This is a genomic window from Wolbachia endosymbiont of Aedes aegypti (assembly GCF_021496215.1).
In the GTDB taxonomy this organism is placed as follows: Bacteria; Pseudomonadota; Alphaproteobacteria; order Rickettsiales; family Anaplasmataceae; genus Wolbachia; species Wolbachia pipientis.
Window position 1 is genome coordinate 561,437 of record NZ_CP090902.1, and the last position, 21,434, is coordinate 582,870.

The 21,434-nt window shown below is 36.2% G+C and carries 21 protein-coding genes and 3 pseudogenes; 13 read left to right on the forward strand and 11 right to left on the reverse strand.

From position 1 onward, the window contains the following. Positions 1–9 precede the first annotated feature (9 nt). From L0Z58_RS02870 to L0Z58_RS02920, 11 genes and pseudogenes are all read right to left on the reverse strand, one after another. A complete protein-coding gene (locus L0Z58_RS02870) occupies positions 10–1,938 on the reverse strand; it encodes a DUF4815 domain-containing protein (protein WP_010962690.1) in 1,929 nt (642 codons plus the stop codon). A 16-nt stretch (positions 1,939–1,954) separates the two neighbouring features. Then, positions 1,955–2,656, reverse strand: coding sequence for a hypothetical protein (locus tag L0Z58_RS02875; RefSeq protein WP_010962691.1), 702 nt, complete (start codon positions 2,654–2,656; stop codon positions 1,955–1,957). Positions 2,657–2,738: 82 nt separating this feature from the next. Beyond that, positions 2,739–4,787, reverse strand: a complete 2,049-nt coding sequence (locus L0Z58_RS02880) for an AAA family ATPase (protein WP_010962692.1) — start codon at positions 4,785–4,787, stop codon at positions 2,739–2,741. Positions 4,788–4,804: 17 nt separating this feature from the next. Continuing rightward, on the reverse strand, positions 4,805–5,689 hold the full coding sequence (locus L0Z58_RS02885) for an AAA family ATPase (RefSeq protein WP_022626306.1): 885 nt from the start codon (positions 5,687–5,689) through the stop codon (positions 4,805–4,807). After that, entirely contained in the window at positions 5,607–6,032 is a 426-nt protein-coding gene (locus L0Z58_RS02890) for a hypothetical protein (RefSeq protein WP_010962694.1), read from the reverse strand. Before L0Z58_RS02890 ends, L0Z58_RS02885 begins: the two co-directional genes overlap by 83 nt. Continuing rightward, the gene (locus tag L0Z58_RS02895; protein ID WP_010962695.1) at positions 6,017–6,517 is read right to left on the reverse strand and encodes a hypothetical protein; all 501 of its coding nucleotides are present in this window, start codon (positions 6,515–6,517) and stop codon (positions 6,017–6,019) included. The genes L0Z58_RS02890 and L0Z58_RS02895 overlap by 16 nt, the downstream gene beginning before the upstream one ends. Positions 6,518–6,554: 37 nt before the next feature. After that, a pseudogene (locus L0Z58_RS02900) lies at positions 6,555–6,794 on the reverse strand (AAA family ATPase); the annotation flags it as partial. Between the two features lie 11 nt (positions 6,795–6,805). Next, positions 6,806–7,638, reverse strand: a protein-coding gene (locus tag L0Z58_RS02905) for an IS5-like element ISWpi1 family transposase (RefSeq protein ID WP_099606204.1) whose coding sequence is annotated in 2 segments (ribosomal slippage) — positions 6,806–7,269 and positions 7,269–7,638 — 834 coding nt in all. Because the reading frame shifts where the segments join, the coding sequence is not laid out codon by codon here. 60 nt (positions 7,639–7,698) lie between these two features. Continuing rightward, positions 7,699–8,256 (reverse strand): annotated as a pseudogene (locus L0Z58_RS02910) (AAA family ATPase); the annotation flags it as partial. Between the two features lie 11 nt (positions 8,257–8,267). Beyond that, positions 8,268–9,089 carry an ATP-binding protein gene (locus L0Z58_RS02915; protein WP_010962698.1) on the reverse strand — a complete coding sequence of 274 codons (822 nt, stop codon included), beginning with the start codon at positions 9,087–9,089 and terminating at the stop codon, positions 8,268–8,270. Positions 9,090–9,182: 93 nt separating this feature from the next. Continuing rightward, a complete protein-coding gene (locus L0Z58_RS02920) occupies positions 9,183–9,677 on the reverse strand; it encodes a sigma-70 family RNA polymerase sigma factor (RefSeq protein WP_010962699.1) in 495 nt (164 codons plus the stop codon). Between the two features lie 582 nt (positions 9,678–10,259). Between L0Z58_RS02920 and L0Z58_RS02925 the strand changes: the two genes are divergently transcribed. The 13 genes and pseudogenes from L0Z58_RS02925 (at position 10,260) to L0Z58_RS02985 (ending at position 21,125) form a co-directional block, all read left to right on the forward strand. Then, a complete protein-coding gene (locus tag L0Z58_RS02925; protein ID WP_038228276.1) occupies positions 10,260–10,709 on the forward strand; it encodes a crossover junction endodeoxyribonuclease RuvC in 450 nt (149 codons plus the stop codon). A 113-nt stretch (positions 10,710–10,822) separates the two neighbouring features. Then, positions 10,823–12,049 (forward strand): DNA modification methylase, encoded by a 1,227-nt coding sequence (locus L0Z58_RS02930; protein WP_010962700.1) that lies wholly within the window; start codon positions 10,823–10,825, stop codon positions 12,047–12,049. Between the two features lie 13 nt (positions 12,050–12,062). Next, positions 12,063–12,542 (forward strand): hypothetical protein, encoded by a 480-nt coding sequence (locus L0Z58_RS02935; protein ID WP_010962701.1) that lies wholly within the window; start codon positions 12,063–12,065, stop codon positions 12,540–12,542. Between the two features lie 3 nt (positions 12,543–12,545). Beyond that, complete coding sequence (locus L0Z58_RS02940; RefSeq protein WP_010962702.1) at positions 12,546–14,027, forward strand: ankyrin repeat domain-containing protein; 1,482 nt, start codon at positions 12,546–12,548, stop codon at positions 14,025–14,027. Further along, complete coding sequence (locus tag L0Z58_RS02945) at positions 14,024–15,847, forward strand: phage terminase large subunit family protein (protein ID WP_010962703.1); 1,824 nt, start codon at positions 14,024–14,026, stop codon at positions 15,845–15,847. Before L0Z58_RS02940 ends, L0Z58_RS02945 begins: the two co-directional genes overlap by 4 nt. A gap of 3 nt (positions 15,848–15,850) precedes the next feature. Continuing rightward, entirely contained in the window at positions 15,851–16,084 is a 234-nt protein-coding gene (locus tag L0Z58_RS02950; protein WP_010962704.1) for a gpW family head-tail joining protein, read from the forward strand. Positions 16,085–16,124: 40 nt separating this feature from the next. Continuing rightward, positions 16,125–16,385 carry a hypothetical protein gene (locus tag L0Z58_RS02955; RefSeq protein ID WP_012673197.1) on the forward strand — a complete coding sequence of 87 codons (261 nt, stop codon included), beginning with the start codon at positions 16,125–16,127 and terminating at the stop codon, positions 16,383–16,385. After that, a complete protein-coding gene (locus L0Z58_RS02960; protein WP_010962706.1) occupies positions 16,376–16,657 on the forward strand; it encodes a type II toxin-antitoxin system RelE family toxin in 282 nt (93 codons plus the stop codon). The genes L0Z58_RS02955 and L0Z58_RS02960 overlap by 10 nt, the downstream gene beginning before the upstream one ends. Before the next feature lie 102 nt (positions 16,658–16,759). Further along, a pseudogene (locus tag L0Z58_RS02965) lies at positions 16,760–18,177 on the forward strand (phage portal protein). After that, positions 18,174–19,235, forward strand: coding sequence for a S49 family peptidase (locus L0Z58_RS02970; protein WP_006280203.1), 1,062 nt, complete (start codon positions 18,174–18,176; stop codon positions 19,233–19,235). The pseudogene L0Z58_RS02965 and the gene L0Z58_RS02970 overlap by 4 nt, the downstream one beginning before the upstream one ends. Before the next feature lie 74 nt (positions 19,236–19,309). Beyond that, on the forward strand, positions 19,310–19,681 hold the full coding sequence (locus L0Z58_RS02975) for a head decoration protein (protein WP_010082142.1): 372 nt from the start codon (positions 19,310–19,312) through the stop codon (positions 19,679–19,681). 36 nt (positions 19,682–19,717) lie between these two features. Continuing rightward, on the forward strand, positions 19,718–20,722 hold the full coding sequence (locus L0Z58_RS02980) for a major capsid protein (protein ID WP_010962707.1): 1,005 nt from the start codon (positions 19,718–19,720) through the stop codon (positions 20,720–20,722). Positions 20,723–20,819: 97 nt separating this feature from the next. Continuing rightward, positions 20,820–21,125 carry a head-tail joining protein gene (locus L0Z58_RS02985; RefSeq protein ID WP_007550857.1) on the forward strand — a complete coding sequence of 102 codons (306 nt, stop codon included), beginning with the start codon at positions 20,820–20,822 and terminating at the stop codon, positions 21,123–21,125. Positions 21,126–21,434: the final 309 nt, after the last annotated feature.

Here is a 21,434-nt window from a genome sequence, read left to right on the forward strand (position 1 = left end):
TTTTTTCCTCTATGGTATGGGTTGAATGCTTAGGCCATCAAATTTTACTTCCTTAAGCTTTTCACCAGTTGCAAAACCTTCAATCTCAAAATTTTGAGTTGCTTCTCGCATAAATTCAGTTTCGTATGAGGTACTTGACAGCAGCTCTGTTGTTTCTTTAACATTAAACACTCTGGTTACTGGACTTTTCCAATTCGTAGTAACCTCCGTCCAGTGATCTATATTTTTGTTCATGGTAACTTTTGCCGGGACTGGGTCAAAAGCTTGATATGGATTGATCTTTTCTCCTTTGGTCTGTAAAAGCTGCTCCAGTACCGGTTCAAGTTCATATGGCAACAAATAAGTTTTTTCTCCTCCATCAATATCAGCAATCGTTACATCTATTGGTAAAATTAGTTCCTTATTTACTATTGCTGCAGACTGCAAAATTCCTTGATCGCGCATATCATCATCAAAGAATGAATCAACAAATACTCCTTTTTTGGTGGTAGGTTCTCTTGAATTTGCATCATTGCGTAGACGTTCCTCTGCAACCAGCGCATAAAGATCATTTATTCCTTTTTTCATTGCTTCAAGCTCATTCATCGGTACAGCATGAATAGCATTATTCACTATTTTTACCCCTTCGCCTTTTTTCCACGTCTGATGAATGTAGCAGAGCAAAAGTTGTCCACTAGGCGCTCTAGGCATTGATGGTCGCCAAGGGTGAGAAATTCCTTTTATTCTTCTTACCACTCCTTTGCTATCGATAGTAATTAAATCATAGCGGGGCATTTTCCAGGTGTAATCAATCAGAACCAAGCTGTTATCAACTGCTCCTTTTACTTTGCATCCCTGTTCACTTATATCTTCAGGGCTTACATGAGTACGACAGCGGTAGGTTATTTGATAACTACTTCCAGGAGCTGGTTCTTTACCTGGTAATGACCAATCAACGTTTCCTGCGTTTAATTTGTAATCTATACTATTTTCATAAATAACATTGCCTTGTTTAACTTGAATAATCTCAAGTACTGCAGAGTCAGGTATCGGATCAATAGCTCCAGAGTATGAACCATGAGTAACAGTAATGGTTTTCTGAACAGTTATATCTACTTTTTTAATTTCACTTATTGGAAAATCATTAACCTTCAGTTCCATTACTCTTTGGCTATTTGGCTGAAAAGTATGTGGTTCTGATTCAACTGATTTTATATCCGGATCTTCATCAAAAGAAACACGAATACTGTGAGGAAGTTCAATCTCATAGCCATCAACATGAGCTTTGCCCTCATTAATCACAAATATTTTTTTTCCTCCTTCTCCCTCTTCCTTTTGCAGGAACATTACTTCAAGACCATTTACGACGTAGGAACCATTTGCTTCTTTGTCATAACGAGCAAGAGCAGTAGTTACTATGTTTGCTTGTGGAGGTGGTGAATGTTCTATTAATACTCCATTTTCAATTTTATAGATTGGATAAAACTCTCCTTCAGAAAAACGTGGAGAAAGACCTTCTGCTTGATAACCCCAAATGGTGGAAACTTTAAGCCTTGCAGCTCCTACTTCCTGATAATTTCTTGTACCAATAGCAGGATCACGAAGGTTTTCATCCTCAAGTTCTGTAATCGTAGATTCTACATAATAAACACCTATGCGAACTGTGGTACTCAGTGGAATAACAAATTCTTCTTTTTCAACTTTTCTAACTGCACCGCGCAGATAGATTTTTCCTCCCTCAAGTGTAACTTTACCAGTTTCTCTATCTATAATACAATTGCTTCCTGTTATAACATCACCATCACGAAATATTGCATCGCCTATGCCTTTAATCTTAGAGAGAGCATACTCCTGAGTCTCGTTTAGTTCTGCAGACTGTAGACCTCTTCCTGCTAGAAACAAGCTTTTTTCGTATTCTTTGTCAGGATTAAAGCGGTTATAATAGGCGTTTAAAGTCATTTAATGCTAGAAAAATTCAAAAAGTTACAACAAATGAAAAAGTTTCCCGAGTTGCAGCAGTTCTGATAAGTGGTACGGTATGTTCCAAAATCAATAAAATCCCATGTTCTTCTACATCTTGAGGTTCAAAATATCTCTGTCCTTCAGGTAATTCTTCTTTTATTTTAGTACCAACCATAACCCCTAGCTCTCTGATTACTTGATTTGCTGCATCCGTGAAATCGAAAGTAAATTTGAGATAGAGATTATTAGTTGGTACATTTGAGGGCCTAAACCTTCCAGATGGAGTTATAAGTTCACCGTTTTCATCACCTGTGCAGAATAGCACTTCGTCTGCAGTACGTCTGCCAAGTTCATTGAGCAGTTTTTCAGAAGTTATCAGCTCTGGTGGTGTGCTTTCACTATACTCTACAGTAACTTTATCACTTACTGGAATAGAGCTATTTTCCGTAAGTTTTATTACACCAGTACTGCCATTAACTGTATAGTCAATACTTGGCTGATAAGTTGTTTGCCCTGTAAAAACCTTCACATCTTTAATAGGTTGACGATCAAAAATAGGTTGATGATCAAATTTTATTTCACCCTTAACGAAAGTTTTTTCTACTTTGTGGCTACTTTCCCAACTTGAATCACCTGTTCCCCAAGCAAGATGGATAGATTGCTTTTTGATGCTGGCTGCTATTGCTGCTCTTCCTGACTGTGTGAGTATTGACATTTTCCCCCTATATTATATATGTACGGTGAGTTCAAAATTCGTCCGCAAAAATCAAAATATTTTTTTATATCAGAAAAATTTTTTAGGAGAATAGCTCAGCTCCACAGCTAAACTTTCCAACGCCGCGAGCAAATGGTCCGCTAGGAATGTCAAGCCATTTATCTTCTTTTGAACCAGTAGCCATTCCCTTAACCAGCTTCCGTGTTTGTAACAGCTCTTGAACTATACGCTCCATTCTATCTCTTCCTATACTGTGAAACTCCTCAGGTAGTCTATGCCGCTGTTTATACACTCCTGTACTTCCTGTATGGGTAAATGGATGTCCAGAAATTGCTGCTCGTGTAATTGCAGTTATAAGATGCTGCTTTGAATCTTTTTCGTTCATATTTTTTATTCTTAATCTTTCAGTTATGTCCTCTAACAATCCTGTTTCTTCATTTCTTAAATAAGTGCGTAAAGTGCGATCAGCCAAACCGTTTGCTTTAACAATTGCTCCATAAAATAATGCGTTCTGTCTTACAGATTCTCCTATTGATTTAAAAATTGTCGGTTTAGCTGCATCTTCCACAGACCAAAAAGCGTATGAACACCTAACACCATTAACAAGAGCAGATGTACCTCTAATGGCATCACGTGCTTGCTCAACAGTCGATATAGGTTTTTCACTTTTTGGCTTTCTCATATGATGAGCAGTAATTATTGATGCTCCAGTGCTACCTGCTAAATCAGATAATAAAGAGATCAAATAATCGCCTACGGCTGGGTCAGTATTTAAATCAGCGTGCACAAATGATGCAAGTGGATCAAATACGATTAATTTTAAGTTTTTTATTTTATTAAGTTGTTTTGTTATCAATTCAAATTCAGGAGAAGTCTCTATAACTTTACCTGAAACACTCTTTATGATTGTAAGTGATCCACTAACATTTGGTAATGGTACAATAAAGAGCCTATCCTTATATTTTAATCTCTCGCATTGTGAGTCAAGACGCTCTAAACGACGATGTATTTCACTCATATCATCTTCTGCAGAGAATATTACAACAGATCCATGTTCAGTAACCAAAGGACCAAAACCACATGGCTGATCTTTTCTACTCGCAACTTTCAGTGCTAAATCAAGCAGAAGCATACCTTTACCAGTATCTCCCATTGCAGCTAGAATAGATGTCACTCCTAAAGGAAATAACCCTTCAACAAGAAACTTTTGCTCCGGTACTGGACCTATAAAACGTTCTACGCTCCATTCTTGAATATTAAGCAATTGCTTAACGATGATTTTTTTCGAGTTATTTTCAATGAATTCAGGAATATTCATCTTTTCTTCTATACCATCAGCTGAATCCCATCCCTTTGGTTTATTCTCCGGTATTTCAAGAAGAGTAAGTGATAAAACACCAAGAAAAGTAAGCTTTTTCACAACTTTCTCAGCATATTGTTTACCTGGTTCATCATTGTCTGGCCAAATAATAACATGCTTGCCCTTAAGTGGTGACCAGTCTGTTTTTTCTATTGGTGCATTTGCTCCTAACATTGCAGTTGTGGCAGTCATACCTTGCTCTATCAGAGCATCTGCACACTTTTCACCTTCAACTAAAATCACCTTATCAGATTTCACGATACCTGGAATATTATATAAAGGCCTGGTCTCTGGTAGAGTAAAACTAGACCTTTTTACATCAAAAGGAAGATATCTTTTTCCTGAATCAGTGTTATAACGATAAACTGTAACAATCACTTGATCACTTTCATCGTAATAGTTCCATGATGCCGTTGGTTGCCCCAGAGTGTTATTTTTTTCCGAATAACCAATCCACTTAGCAATATCTTCTATCGTATCAGTAAATTGATTTTTTCCAGTAACAGCAGCCCAAAGATCAAAAATATCTCCTCCTTCTCCGGTAGAAAAATCATGCCATAATCCGGCTTTACTGCCAGTTAACTCCACTATCATACTTTGTCCTTTATTGCCTTGTAGATCACCTACATAGAACTTATCACCACGAAAAGTTCCTCTTGGCAGTAAATAAGAAAGACATGACCTTATATTTGATAGGAGTTGAGTTCTTAACTGTTCTTTCTTCCCTAATAATTTATAATGTCCATTTCTTTGTGAACAATAAATATCCATACCTACCTGAAGAATTTTTATGTTCTAGCTATAACGTTAGCAGATTTCCAACATCCATTAATCTTGTTGATGAATTTTGTTGGTATAGATCTACCGTTTCTAAGTTCATATACTACTTGCAAGATATTTGTACGTTTATTGGGTTGAAATATTACTATTCCAGATGTATAAAAACTTCTTAAAGCATTAGCACCAACGAGAGCTTGAAATGGATTCTTTTCCAATGTAGAGGTAGATACTTTTTTGGTGTGATTTGTGATGATTATTCCAGCCATAGTATTAATCTTGGAACGTAGTTTTTCTATTGCATGCTGTAGACCATAGTTAACGTAATTATAAGGAGAATCAATCACAACTAAATCAAACTTTTCCTCTACCATATTTTTTATTTTTTCTATACCTTCTTCATTTAAGGTCAAATTCATCTTGTTCGTCACAACTAAGTTTTCTGTTGCTAAATGAGGAAGTTTATTGAGTTGTTGTATACGTTCTCTAATATAATCATATTCCATTTCATTTTGTAGATAGAATATTTTTAGCGGTCTTGTAGGTTTCATGCCAAGAAATGATCTTCCTGCTACCAGATGTACTAATAGAGAAAGAAGAAAATGACTTTTGCCAATCTTTGGAGTACCACCTATGACCAAAAGACCACCTGGTGTCAAAATTCTTGGGCCTATTATATCTTGTGGCATTGGTGATTTGTCATTTAAGTAATGATTTACAGAAAATGCTTTTCCTTCGTTTTGTTTTTCTTGTAATATGGAACTTCTTTCATCTTTACCGTTCAACCATGTTTCAGCAGAATCTATATTACCTTTAACTAAAGTCCAAAGGTCTATTATATTTCCTTTCTTTTCTTCGATCAGGTTGTACCAATTTCCTGCATTTTCTCCTTCCATTTCTACTGCCAATATAGAATTTATTTTGGTAAGATTTGCCTTCAGGTAACAAATAAGATAAACAATCTTTGATATTATTAATTAATAACGATTTTATTTTCAAAGCATTTTTAGATGAAAAATCCATAAAGTTCTCCTTGTTTATTCCAAATTTGTTCAACATATTTTTTAGACGTTTAAAGTCAAGATTAGCCAGCTCACAAACAGTTTCAAAAGATCGTGAGCGAATCCATTGACAAGCCTCTTTTTTAAGTTTAGGGTTTTTTCCTGCTGCATCCTGAATAGCTCTAGTAATAACAGCAGCCCACAACTTTCCTTCGTCATACTTCAAAATGGCAACCAATCATCTTGAAAATTTTTTTGTAATTCTGGAGTAATAACTGTAGTAATCCTATTTCTATCTCCGTATGTATTATTAGTTTCAACGCCTACTTTTGCTGTAAACTCTAAATCGTTGAAATCAGCTATAGAGTTTATTCTTCTAGCAGTAACTGCTTTCTCTGAAGTGTCATTTGCATGAATATTTCTGGATGATTCCAAAATACTACGCAGCATAGAACGTCCAGATTCTCCCCAGATGTCTTCTTCACCTTCTGCTTTGCCATTTTTGATACCTATAATCTGAAAAATCTTGCGTTTTGCATATGGGCCTTCAGTGACGGTAAATTCTACATTTAAATAGATACTGCCAGTAGTGTAGTTTTTAGTGAACCAATTTTCATAACCTCCAGGCTTTATTGCCATTTTTACCTTGACTATTGTACCTTTCGGTATTAAACTGCTCTGCAGTTTTGCATTATTAAAATCAGTTAAAAAATCTTGTAGCATACGCTCTCCTATAAGTTGACTTTAAAGTGAAAGTTAGCTATTCCATTAGCTGCCAATGACCATTTATCTTATCGACAAGTTTGTTTGGCACGCGTTCACCATTGCGAAGCTCAAATACTATCTGGCGTGCACTGCTTTCTTCATCATGAGCAAACATCACCATACCAGTACTGTAAAATCCACGTAAAGATCCAGCACCACTTAGGCCTTGAAATGGATCTTCTTCGAGCATCTTTTTCGATAATTTTTTTGTATGATGAGTGAGAGGTTGTCCGGAAACTAGTAAATTCAAGCATATTCCCTCTTTAACATAACCCTACTCATAGCTAGGTATATGAAATTCTCAGTGGATGTTGTGAGTAAATCATACTCCTTCGATAGCCTTCTATTCCTATTAACCCAAGCAAAAGTCCTTTCTACAACCCATCTTCTTGGCTGTACTTTAAACCCTTGTTCTCTTGTTGGTAGTAGCTCAGGTGGCGTATCTTTGTGCACCCAAAATCTACATGGAGGCCTTTTAACAATTTCAATATCTATGTCATATTCTTCCTTTATGTGATTCTTTAAATTTCTTCCTTGGTATCCCATGTCAGCCCACATTTTTTTAACTTTAGTATATTTTGTTCTCATATTGTTTAATGCTATTTTAATACCATCTCTATCATTTTCGTTAGCAGCGCCTACGTAACAACCTAGTATAAAACCCTGAGTGTCTGTAATTATATGCCTTTTTCTACCCTTTACTTTTTTACTTCCATCATAGCCTTTGATCCCCCCTTTTCTGTAGTCTTTACAGATTGACTATCTACTATACAGGCACTCGGCTGCTCATTCCTTCCTATTTTTCTTCTACTATATTTTGTAATTTCATAATTCATTTTCTCAAAAATTCCCTGCTTCTTCCATTGCCTGAACTGCTCATACACAGTCTTCCATAGCGGAAAATCATTTGGTAAATACCGCCATTGACACCCTGTACGCAATACATAGAAAATTGCTTCTAATATTTCTCTTTTGCTATACTTTGGCGGCCTTCCTCCTTTCTTGTATGATACTCTGAAGTGTTTTTCTATTCTTGACCATTCCCTTTCGCTTAGATCTGTTGGATACTTTTTTCTCATCTTTACCCCGTACTAAAATTTCAGATATTATAGCCTTTTACTTGTTTCCGGACAACCTCTGAGTACAATACAAGCATCTGGATTGACAGCACTGCGTAGCTTCTCAAGAGTCTTTTGCAGAAAGAACAGCATAGCACTATTATCATTTTCATTCCCATATTCACTGCTAAAGATGTTACGTAATGGATCTATGGCCAAAACATCAGGTTTAAAGCGTTCATTTACAATCTCCTTAATTCCACTTATTTCATCATGATTAAATGATAAGTGCACTTTTGGCGTAATGATTAAGTTGTTAGCAGCTACATTCAAAAGTTCATTATCAAGTTGTTGCAAACGTTCTTTCATATATTCAATTTCAGTTTGCATGTAGAAAATTTTTAAAGGTCTATTTGAAACCATACCAAGAAAAGGAACACCTGCAGCCATATGAACGAGCCATGAAATCAAAAAGTCACTTTTGCCGATTTTAGGTGGGCCACCCAGTACCAATAAGCCTCTTTTTGTTAAAATTCTTGGTGAGATTATATCCTCTGGTATTGGCGATCGATCGTCCAAGTATTCTTTCACACTGAAAAAAGGAATTTTTTGACCAATAGTTAAAAAGTTTTGTAGCATATAATAACCTCCTATATGTTGGGCGTGACAGGTTGAATTGCAAAAGCTTTAGTTTTAATTTTTGTAAGAAGTTTTCCTAGATGCGGTTCTTCAACCATATTAAGGCAACCACTTCGATCTTTAGCAGGATATCCCCAAGAATTAATCGTCTGACAGACAAATGAACGAACCTCTGTACCATCATCTTTCTTGATTCCAACCATACTGATTACCTCATCAACAATACCTGGAATTTCACTTGCAGTTTTAGCTCCTTCACATTGAGGTAGCCAAGTTGAGCGATTGAAATCATCGAGGTATTGTCCAAGAGTTCCAACTGTAATGATGTCTTTATTTGGAATATGTTGAAACTGATTGAGCCAAGCCATCATTTCTTGAGCAAGTAACCCGTAAGCAGCTCTCATATCTTGTTTTCCTGATCTTTCAGAAAAAGCTTCAGGTTGCATTTTTGACCATAAAAGACATAAACGCGAGGCTACTGTAATACTATTGATAAAAACACATCGATACTTGAGAAACTCCGAAGCAAGCTCTTTGTATTTACTGGATACATGCTCATAGTGTCTTTGGCTATATGCTGAGTCAGATTTTAACGCAGGATTAGGACCACCTATGAGACATGCAATATCTCTTGCCTCATTCCCAGTACGAATACTTACAGAATCCCCTTGCCAATCTTGAACAGCAAGTAAACCTGCCTCAAAATCAAGACAAAGTGTTGGTTCATTTATGGTCTTTAAGAGACTAGTTTTACCTATACCATAAGGACCAAAGATGACCATTTTTATACCTGTTTGAACTTTTAGCCGTTCATTGCTGTTCATTATTTTCATTTTTCTCCCAGTACCTAAATATATATGTACGATGACCTAGGCAATTCGTCCGCAATTTGCAAAAAAAAATTTTGAGCAAATATAATCGAGAGCTTATAACTTCTCTAAAACTGAGAATTTATTGCGTATTCGTTCTAGTGTGCGATAGATAGTTGTCTTTGGTATTTTGGTTATTACAGAAACTTCAGTAATAGTAAATACCTTAAGTAATTGACATAAATTACTATCTTTTTCAGACAAAGTTGAAATTATATTATTTATATCAGTGCGAATTATCGCCTCGATTTCCGAGTTCCTATGATCTGGAATATCGTCGTTTATATCATCAAAAGTTATATTACGTTTTAGACATAACTGATTGCGTAACATATTGCGAGCACAATAATTAGCTAATCTAGCAACGAAAGTACTAAAACTACTTCTTTTCTCATCGTGCTGGTTAAGATATTGCCAAACCTGACAAAAAAGCTCTTGTTCTATATCTTCGAGACTTTCGTTAATAAAACAGCTTTTGGATTTAAGGCGCGAAGCTTGAAATCTCACATGTTTAACAATTGTAGAATCGATTCCTTGATAAGAATTCTTCATAAAAACTCCAAAAGTTTCATGAATAGAGATTTTTACCAAGACTTTGTATGACTAATTTATTATAAAAAAGTAGTAATAATTTTTTTATCTAAAAGAATAAAATCTTTAAAAATTAAAATAAGATTTAAACGTTTTGATACACTACTGAAGCTACTTTTTCATAGGTAAAAAACTACCAATTTCGTACCTAATTTCTGAATTACTAATTAGTATTTCAGAAAGCAGTAATCGTTAAGTTATTGATAATATTGTCTTTTTTATGTTCTATTCCTAAAAGCCGTTTCTAAAGTTAAGTGGCTAAAATCGGCCAGTGAAGAGGATTTACGGATTACTGAAGTCTTATATATATTATATATATATTTAAATACAGGTAAAATATAATATATGATAATATAATAATATAAATATTGGCGTAATATAAGTTATGTAAAATAGTTATTAAGATAAGTAAAAACTCAAATGGCAGGATATGAAATTTTTTTTAATTTTTTTTCAAAATTGCGGACGAATTTGCGAGTCATCGTACATATATATTATACAGGGCATTGAACTTTAATTACACAAAGGAGTTTTTGTACGTCAATCTTAACGCTAGATCTCGGCAAGCAAACAGGCTGGGCAATTCTAACAGATGGAATAATTGAAAGTGGGAGCAAAAGCTTTCATGGTAGTCGTTTCAGCGGAGGTGGAATGTGTTTCTTAAACTTTTGCAATTGGCTCAATTCTTTGAAAGACATTTCTGCAGTGTACTTTGAGGAGGTGAGAAGACATTTAGGAACTGATGCAGCCCATTGCTACGGTGGGTTTCTTGCAGTGCTGTCTGCTTGGTGTGAAGAGAACAATATTCCCTACCAAGGTGTTAATGTTAAAACTATAAAACGCTTTATAGCAGGCAAAGGCAATGCAAGTAAGAGTGAAGTTATTGAAGCGATACGTGAAAAAAGTTTTTCACCTAGAGATGATAATGAGGCCGATGCTTTGGCATTAATGTTCTATATTAGTAAAGATATTAATAAGACGAAAAATCCATAAAAAGTGGGTCCTTTCAGCCAGAATGGCGGATTTGGTGAGTTCAACCCCAGGCCTTCTTTAGCGTCAGAGATATTTTGAATATTAACTTTTTAATTATTAAGGATTTAAATTATATGAATTTAGCAATCCACTACTATCCTGTTGAAAACCTCGTCGAATATAAGCGTAATCCTCGTAAAAATGATGATGTAGTAAATAGAATGTATGCTTCAATCAGGGAATTTGGCTTTCGTATACCAATAGTTGCAAAAAGCGATGGAACTGTGGTTGATGGTCATTTAAGACTTAAAGCAGCAAGAAAACTTGGTATGGAGAGTATTCCAGTGGTCTTAAGTGATAATTTAAATGAACCACAAACTAAAGCTTTTCGGTTACTGGCAAATCAATCAGCTAACTGGGCAAAGTGGGACGATGAGCTTTTGAAAGTGGAAATTCAAGAGTTAGAAGATTTGCAGTTTGATCTTAAAATGACTGGATTTGAATTGGAAAAAGTTCAACGTTTTCTCGATGATTTTGATGGAAAAGAAGAAGTAGAAAGAGGAGTTTTGGAGTTAATTGATAAAAAGGTAGAAATAGCAAAACCAGGGGATTTATGGATTTTAGGTGATCATAGAATCTATTGCGGTGATAGCTGCGTAGTTGAATCATTTAAAGCAGTATTAGATGATAAAATGGCAGATATTACTGTTTGTGATCCTCCATATAACGTTGATTATGGTAGTAGCCAGGAGAGAGAAGATAAAAAAATATTGAATGATAATCAAGGTGAAAAGTATGAGCTTTTTCTCTACGACATCTGTTCCAATATTTTAGCATATACGAAAGGAGCAATTTACATCTGCATATCATCATCAGAGTTTTCAACGCTGCAAAAAGCATTTGAGGAAGCAGGAGGAAAATGGTCAACATTTATCATTTGGGCAAAGAATCATTTTACGCTAGGCAGGTCTGATTATCAAAGACAATACGAAGCAATGCTCTATGGATGGAAAAGCGGCAATAAACGTGAGTGGCATGGAGGTAGAAATCAAAGTGATCTATGGTTTTATGATAAGCCAATACATAACTCACTGCACCCAACAATGAAGCCAGTAGAGCTAATGGAGAAAGCAATAGTTAATAGCAGCAGACCTGGGGATACTGTACTTGATCCATTTAGCGGTTCTGGCAGCACACTGATTGCATGTGAGAGAACAGGAAGAATTTGCAGAACAATAGAGCTAGATTCAAAATTTGTAGATGTAACGATAAAACGTTGGCAAGTATACACAGGTAGGGAAGCAATTCTTTCTGGTACTGGCAAAACTTTTGCACAAATTCAAGAAGAAAAACAGCAATAAAGGGGCAAAAGAAGTGGAAAAGATCACACAAACGGAATGGGCAAGAGAGATAGGAGTTTCAAATCAATATGTCTGTTATTTAGTAAAAAAAGGAATAATTGAGTTGGAGAATGGTTTGGTAAATAGAGAACAAGCAAATGAAGCAGTAGCGGCAATAAGAGATCCAAGTCAGCCACTTAGGAGGAAAAATCCAGAAAACGAAAATACAAGTAACCTTTCCACGATGTTGCTAAAAACTCGAATAAAAAATGAAATGGAACGAGGTAAACTTCTTGAGGCGAAAGCTAAGGCTGAGATTGGTGAACTTGTAGCAGTAGAGGAAGTAAAGCGCGATGCATTTAATGTAGCAAGAGTTGTACGTAATAATTTGCTTAATATTCCAAATAGAGTTTCAGCACTGCTTGCATCACTGAGTGACACTGAAAAGATTCATATGGCGCTAACCGAAGGGATTACAAACTCATTACAAGAATTATCTAATATTAAGTTTTAAATAATGTCTGCTAACTTAAGTTTAGAATTAATAAAGTGTCTTATTAATCAACCAGGAGTGGATGTAAATGTTAGAGGATTAAATGGGAAAACCCCACTACATTATGCAGTAGAAATTAACGAGCTTAGTATGGTTGCTCTCTTACTAAATAGGAAAAATATTAATCCACTGATCACTGATGATAATGGTAAAAGTGCGCTGGATTGTGCAAGAGAAGAGATATTACAAGCACTAATCAATCACAAATATGGATTGGAGAAAGATAGCTTACTTCACTTAGCTGCGATGTTGAATGAAGCAAATGCTGTAAGGTTTTTACTCGACAAAGGGACTAATGTTAATGAGCAGAATGCTTTACTACATACACCGTTACACTTAGCGGCAGGAGCTGGGCATGAACAAATAGTAGAAATTTTAATTAGAGAAGGAAATGCGGACAAAGATGTTCTTGATGCGAGAAATCATGCAGCAATTCATTATGCAGTAAACAACAAGAAGCTAGGAGTAGTAAAATTACTTTCAAATCTTGGTGCGAATGTTAATGTAGTTGGCAGCGGCAGAAATGCAATGAAATTATCTTCTTTGCACGTAGCTATAAGTAGTAGTAATTACGACGAAAGGGACTTATGTTTAGATATTGTAAGATGCTTAATAAATGTTCCTAATGCTGGGGTTAACTTACAAGATTATGAAAATAAAACGCCACTACATTATGCTGAAAGGCTGAAAACAATAGAAGTTTTACTAACGCGAGAAGATATAGATCCTTTAATTAAGGATGATAATGGCAAGACACCATTTTGTTATGCAAAAGAAGCAAATAGATTAGATATAGTAAAGATTTTAGTAAGTAATAGATACGGAGCTGATAAAAACAGTTTGCTTCATTTAGCTGCCAGAAAAGGATATGAAGACCTAATAGACGGTATTCTTGGTGAAGGAGTTGAAATAGATGCTGTAGATGAGAGTGGAAAAACGGGAATTTATGTTGCTGTAAAGCATGGTCACTTTAACGTAGTAAAGTTGTTGCTAAAGAGAGGAGCAGATGCCACGGATGTTTTTCAGTATGCAATAATAACGAACAACGCAAAATTAATAAAATTACTGAGCAAAGAGAAGGAAATAGTGTTATTTGGAAGACAGAAGAACTTTCCAACATTTCATTTATTGAGCAATAAATATTTTGAAGAAAGGAAAATAGCAGACAAAAAAATAAAGAAATATATCAATATCGTCTGTGTTTCTATAACAGTATGTGCAATAGTGATAGTGGGAATTTACCCTAACATTATAGCTGCGGTAATGGTGGGAATAGTTGCGCTCATAGCTGCAATAGCAATGAGTAATTTAACTCAGAAGTACATAGAAGAAGCACTTGAAAAGAAAATGTTTATTGAACTCGAAAGTGAGAAAACAAGTGAGTGCAGTTCTATTTTAAGTGATGTTGAGGTATCATCTAATGATGGTGAAGAGCTAGCGATATGATATATGCTACATCTTTTTCTGAAGGTTTAAAGCCAGATCCACTACTTAAAGTGTCAGAGTGGGCGAATGAGTATCGAGTTTTAGCGCCAACTGCAGCATCAGAGCCAGGTAAATGGAGAACAGAAAGAACTCCTTATTTAAAAGAAATCATGGATTCACTTTCTCCGTCCTCACCAGCAGAAAAAGTAGTATTCATGAAAGGAGCGCAGATTGGAGGAACAGAAGCTGGTAACAATTGGATAGGCTATATTATAGATCAGACTCCTGGTCCAATGTTAGTTGTGCAGCCAACAGTTGAAATGGGAAAGCGTTGGTCAAAAGGAAGATTTGCGCCGTTAATAGAGAGTACGCCATGTTTAAAGAGTAAAGTAAAAGACCCAAGGTCAAGAGACTCAGGCAATACTGTACAAAGTAAGGAATTTCCAGGTGGAATAGTAGTAATAACCGGAGCAAATAGCAGTGTAGCACTGAGATCTATGCCAGTAAAATATCTCTTTCTTGATGAAATAGACGCCTATCCAGGAGATTCAGGTGGTGAAGGAGATCCAGTGCTGCTCAGTATTGCTCGAACTAATACATTTGCACGGCGAAAGATTTTTTTAGTATCAACACCAACGATTCATGGAATAAGCAGAATTGAGAAAGAATTTGAAGCAACAGATAAGCAGTACTTTTTTGTACCATGTCCGTATTGTAATTACTATCAAGTTCTAAAATGGTCACAAATTAAATGGGAAAACAACGACTCAAGAACAGCACATTATGTCTGCACTGAATGTAGCGGCAAAATAGAAAATCATCAAAAGACAGAGATGCTTGAGCGTGGAGAATGGAGACCTACTAATAGAGTAAAAGGTGAGAAAAAAGGATTTCATCTTTCAAGTCTTTATAGTCCAGTAGGCTGGTATAGCTGGACTCAAGCAGTAGAAGATTTTCTTCATGCAAAAGAAAGTGAACAATTACTAAAAGTATGGATAAATACTACGCTTGGAGAAACCTGGGTAGACAAAGGAGAAGTACCAGATTGGAAGCAATTATTTAACAGGAGAGAATTTTTTCCCGTAGGCACAGTACCTAGGAGAGAAGTGGTGCTTACTGCAGGAGTAGATGTCCAAAAAGATCGTTTAGAAGTAGAAGTTGTAGCATGGGGAAAAAGCCGCGAAAGTTGGTCAATAGAATACCGAGTATTTGAAGGTGATACTGGAAGAGGAGAAGTATGGGGAAAACTCTCTGAGCTCTTAAATCATCATTTTATCGGTGAAAATGGTCTTGAATACATGATAAGTATGATGGCGGTTGATGCTGGGTATGCGACACAAGAAGTATACAATTGGGTAAGAGGTCATCAAGGCTCTGGAAGAGTAATGGCAGTGAAAGGTGTAAATAAAGCTCTAGTACCACTTAGCAGCCCAAGTAGAGTAGATATAACAGTTGGTGGTCAAAAGCTAAAAAGAGGAATAAAGCTCTGGCCAGTGGGAGTATCGATTTTAAAGTCAGAACTTTTTCAATTACTTAATGTTTTAAAGGACGGTGAAGAAGCTCCAGCAGGATACTGTCATTTTCCCGAGTATGCACCTGAATATTTTAAGCAGCTAACGGCAGAGCAATTAGTCAGCAAAGTAGTAAAAGGTTATACCAAACAAGAGTGGCAAAAGGTAAGAGAAAGAAATGAAGTATTAGACTGTAGGATTTATGCAAGAACAGCATCTATTGCGCTTGGAATCGATCGTTGGCCAGAGAGTAAATGGAATAGTTTAAGTGAAAAACCAGAAAGTAAAAAATCAAAGAAAATAGTGAAAAGCAAATGGATCAGCGAGTAGTAAATGTATAACGAAGATTATCTAATTCAAGTCGAAGAAGCGATAAAGAAACTACAAAACGGAGAGCGAGTAGTATCAATTGCATATGGTGACCATGTTGTAAGATATGCTGAAGTAGATATAAATGATTTACTAAGCTTAAGACAACGTATTAAGGCTGAATTGAAAATTGCAGGTATGAAGCCAAAGAGAAAAATTGTTTTTTCAACAAATAAAGGGGTTGACAAAATTATGTAAAAATGTTATAGTTTAGAGTTGATATCTTACAGTGAATAATATGGATCAAAGTCAAGGAAGGCTTAATGTTAATGTAAATTTTGAGGGGGAATTTGCTCAGTATCTTACAGAAATGGCAAAAGTTCAAAATAGAACTATTGAAGAAATTGTAAAAGATCTAGTAGAAGAAGAACTTGAGGTAAGTAAACTATCTGAAGGTGACGAAATGGATGAAGGAGAAATAGCTCTACTTGAACTTGCTGCTAAACGTAATGTTCCTGGAGCAAAAATAATTAGACATGAAGATATCAAGTGGGAATAATTTACCAAATTGGTTATTTAGAAGGTGTAGATACCGAAGATCTTCCTTCTCTTCCGAAAACAATACGGTTAAGGGTGCAAAAAGCTATAGAAAAACGTCTCACAATTATTCCTGATAAAGTAGGTGAGGCTTTATCGCATAAATGGGTAGGCTACTTTAGGTTGCGTGTTGGCGATTATCGAGTCATATACTTAATAGATAACTCAGAGCACATGGTCAAAATTGCAGCAATAGGACATCGAAAAGAAATTTATAAACGTAGCCCAGAGTAATGACTCTCTACATACAATCTGTTGACCAAATTCTCTAGCAACTTGCTATAATTTTTCAATGTCAAATTGTGCAACAACTTGTTGCATAATCAAAGAGGCAAAATGTTATTAAAATCATTCAAACAACTATTTAACAAACCAAAGATAAAAAGCTCAGCCTGGGATGCTGCAGGCTCAGGAAGAAGATTTTTTCACTTTCAACCAGAGTTAGGAAGTATAAACAATTTGCTGTCTCAAAACCTTGAAACTTTACGTAGTAGATCACGTGATATGGTGAGAAAAAATCCATATGCAGCAAATATTATTGATACAATAGTAAGTAACTCTATTGGAACAGGAATAAAACCGCAATCAAAAGCAAGGGATGGGGAATTTCGAAAGAGGGTGCAAGAATTATGGCTAAGATGGACAGATGAAGCAGACAGTAACGGAGTAAGTGATTTTTATGGATTACAAGCTCTAGTATGCAGAAGTATGATAGAGGGAGGAGAATGTTTTGTACGTTTAAGAACGAGAAAGCTGGAAGATAGATTTTCTGTGCCATTACAACTGCAAGTACTTGAGTCTGAACATTTAGATAATAAAACAAATCAAACTTTAGGAAATGGTAATGTAATAAGAAACGGGATTGAGTTTAACAAGCTTGGGCAAAGAGAAGCATATTACCTATTTAAAGAACACCTTGGTGAAGGCTCATTTGGTGAATCAGTGAGAGTGCCAGCAAATGATGTTTTACATATTTATAGACCATTAAGACCTGGGCAAATTAGAGGAGAGCCATGGCTTTCGAGTATACTGCTAAAGCTCTATGAACTTGATCAATATGATGATGCAGAATTAGTGAGAAAAAAGACAGCAGCGATGTTTGCAGGGTTTATTACAAGGCTCGATCCTGAAGCAAATATTTTAGGAGAAGGTGAAAGTAATGAGCAAGGAGTAGCACTATCAGGTTTAGAGCCAGGAACAATGCAGCTTTTAGACCCAGGAGAAGACATAAAATTTTCAGAGCCATCTGATGTAGGAGGAAGTTATGAAGCATTCATGAGACAGCAGCTGAGGGCAATAGCAATAGGCACAGGGATAACATATGAGCAACTAACAGGAGATTTAACGGGCGTTAATTATTCATCCATTCGAGCAGGATTAATAGAGTTTCGTCGTAGATGTGCTATGCTGCAACACAACATTATGGTATTTCAATTTTGCAGACCAGTATGGAGTAGATGGCTAGAATTAGCAGTACTCTGTGGAGAACTGAGTATAGATAAAAAAGTAGCAAAAGCAGCGAAAGAAGAAGTAAAATGGATACCACAGGGATTTGATTGGTGGATCCTTTAAAAGACCAGCAAGCACAACAAATGGCAGTAAGAAATGGATTTAAGAGTCGATCAGAAGTGGTTTCAGAGCTAGGTTATGATGTAGAAGAAATAGACCAAGAAATTGCAGAAGATCAAAGACGTGCTAGTTCCTTGGGTTTAAGTTTTGATTCCGACGTTACTACTAATCAAGAGATAATATGAAAAACCAAGCGATATGGCTAAACAGATGTGTAATGGTAGAACCAAGGAGTTTTGAATTACTGTCACTACAAACAGGAAAGCAGCCTATCTTTAAAAATATAAAACATGCGGTAAGAAATAGTGAAAGAGGAATAATACCAATACATGGAATCTTGACGAAAAAGTCAGAAGTTTTTGATGATGTATTGGGGATGACATCGTATGAGAAGATAAGTGAAGAGATAGAAGAAGCTTTAATAGATAAAGAAGTAGAAACAATAATTTTGGACATAGACAGCCCCGGAGGAGAAGTAAACGGTTTATTCGACCTTTCCGACTTTATTTACCAAGCAAGGAGAAAAAAGAGGATTGTGGCAATAGCAAATGATGATGCGTATTCTGCGGCGTATGCAATTGCATCAAGTGCTGAAAAAGTATTGGTAACTAGAACTTCAGGAGTTGGAAGCATAGGAGTAATAGCAAGTCATATAGATCAAAGTGGGTTTGATGAAAAACAGGGAATAAAATATACGACAGTATTTGCAGGAAGTAGAAAAAATGATTTAAATCCACATGAGCCAATAACTTCTGAGAGTTTAGAAAGCCTAAAAAGCGAAGTGAATCGTTTATATGGAATGCTGGTTGAGCTAATAGCACGCAATAGAAACCTTTCTGTAGAGGCAATAAAATCAACAGAAGCAGGGCTATATTTTGGCGAGAAAGCAGTAGAAATAGGTCTTGCAGATGGAATTACAATTCTTTCAGAGTTTAAATCTATTAATAAAAAAGGGGATATTACTATGAATGAAAAAACTACAAATGACCTAGAAACTGACAATTTAACTAAGTATCGTACTGAAGTTCTTGAATTAATACGTTTATGTAACTTATCACGAATGCCAGAAAAGATAGGAGAATTTATTGAGCAAAGCGTAAGTGTTGAGCAAGCCAGGGAAGTTTTAATGGAGTTACTTGCAGAGCGAACGAAGAAGACAGAAATACTAAGTGCAATACCACAGAATTCAGGAGAAGAGTTGATGATGCAGGTAGCGAAAAGTCGTGCGCAATCAAACATTTAAAGTATGTGTATAACCGCCGTGTATAACAACCACAAATATGGCGGTAAAAAAATAAAAAAAGGAGAGAAAAAGACATGATAAGTATAACTGAAGGAAATAATTTAGGCGATCTTCTGAAATATGAAGTGTCCAACCTATATTCAAGAGATCAAATAACAGTAGCCAAGGGACAAAATCTAAAGCTGGGAAAAGTAGTTGGTTATGATACTAAAGATGGTTTTATTAAAGCTTTAAATCCAACTGCCACAGATGGGACACAAACGGCTATAGGAGTGATAGCAAGCGATGTAAACGCAAAGGAAAATAGTAAAGGAGTAATTATTGCTCGTGGTGCAATACTAGCAGATCATGCAGTTGTATGGCCAGCAAATATCATTGAAGAGCAGAAAACTGCAGCAATAAAGCACCTTGAAGGACGAGGGATCATTATCCGCAAGGGAGCTTAAAAAACTATTAAAAATACAAAAGGGGGAAAAGAAAAAATGCAAAATCCATTTACAAATACAGCATTTAGCATGACGGCACTAACAAATGCAATAAATATATTGCCGATAAATTATGGACGAGTTGAAAATTTAAATTTGTTTCCAAGTAGGTCAGTAAGATTTAGACATATTACTATAGAGGAGCAAAATGGAGTATTAAGTTTACTACCAACGCATTTACCAGGAGCACCAGCAACAGTAGGAAAACGTGGAAAACGAAAAATAAGAACTTTTACCATTCCACATATACCACATGATGACGTAGTGTTGCCTGAGGAAGTACAGGGAATAAGGGCATTTGGGTCAGAAAGTGAACTGAAAGCATTGGCAGATGTAATAACTGATCATTTGCAGCTAATGAGAAATAAACACGCAATAACGTTAGAACATTTGAGAATGGGAGCGCTGAAGGGAATCATTCTTGATGCTGATGGGTCGGAGTTATTAAACCTTTACAACGAATTTGAAATTACACCAAAAGTAGTAAATTTTGCATTGGGGACTGCGACAACCGATGTAAAGCGTAAGTGTCTGGAAGTATTGCGCCATGTTGAGGACAATTTAAGTGGTGAATATATGACGGGGATTCATGCACTGGTAAGTCCAGAGTTTTTTGATGCACTAATTTCGCATAGTAAAGTGAAAGAGGCATATGAAAGATGGCAAGAAGGAGCAGCGCTGAGGAATGACATGAGATCAGGATTTACGTTCTGTGGAATAACATTTGAAGAGTATAGAGGGCAAGCAACCGACCCTGAAGGAACCGTAAGAAGATTTATAGAAAGAGAAAGTGGAAACTGTTTTCCACTAGGAACAGCGAGCACATTTACAACGTATTTTGCACCAGCAGACTTTAATGAGACAGTAAATACTCTTGGACAGCCACTTTACGCGAAACAAGAGCCAAGAAGATTTGATAGAGGGACCGATTTACATACTCAGTCAAATTCTCTGCCAATGTGCCATAGACCGGGAGTATTAGTAAAAGTCGTTGTAACATAACAACACAGGTAGAGCAACTATAAAGTGGTGAGGCAGAAGAATGCTTTACCTGTGTGCCCCTTCTTAGCATGTAAAGGTTAGTATATAGCAGAAAAATATGCAAGAAAATATTAAGAGATTATTGCAAGATTGTTTTGCCCATTTAGGAAAAGTAGCTTTGTATGAATCAAAGGATAAGTCATATATGGTACAAGTACTAAAGCAACAGCCAGATAAATTATACGAGATTGGTGAAGGACAATTTGTAGGAGAAATTTTATTGTTGGAAGTAAGTGTGTTTGATGTATTAAAGCCAATGGTAGGAGATACTTTTTCCATAGGTAGTTGTAGATACAGAGTACACACACCACCACTTAGAGATAATTCAGGAATGGTATGGAAAATTCAAGCATCGGGGGTGTAAAATGTGTGCGCCAAGAAGTGCGTAAGGAACAGTTGGTGAAAATCCAACACGGGTAAAGCTTAGCCGGCAACCTGGAACAAACCATTATGCTGCGTAAGGTAACGAGCGTAGTAAAGCTAATGGAATGGACAACATAGGGTGCAACGAAAGTGAAGGTATTGAGTCCCGTAATTCACGCGTCATGGGGGCTGACACTTTACATTTGGTGGAAGGCAACATGGGTAATAACGCTAAGGCAAGATATTACTCACCTCATCGGGATCGAAGGCCGCGTCATATGTTGAGATGGACCTTACGTGAACTTGGGAG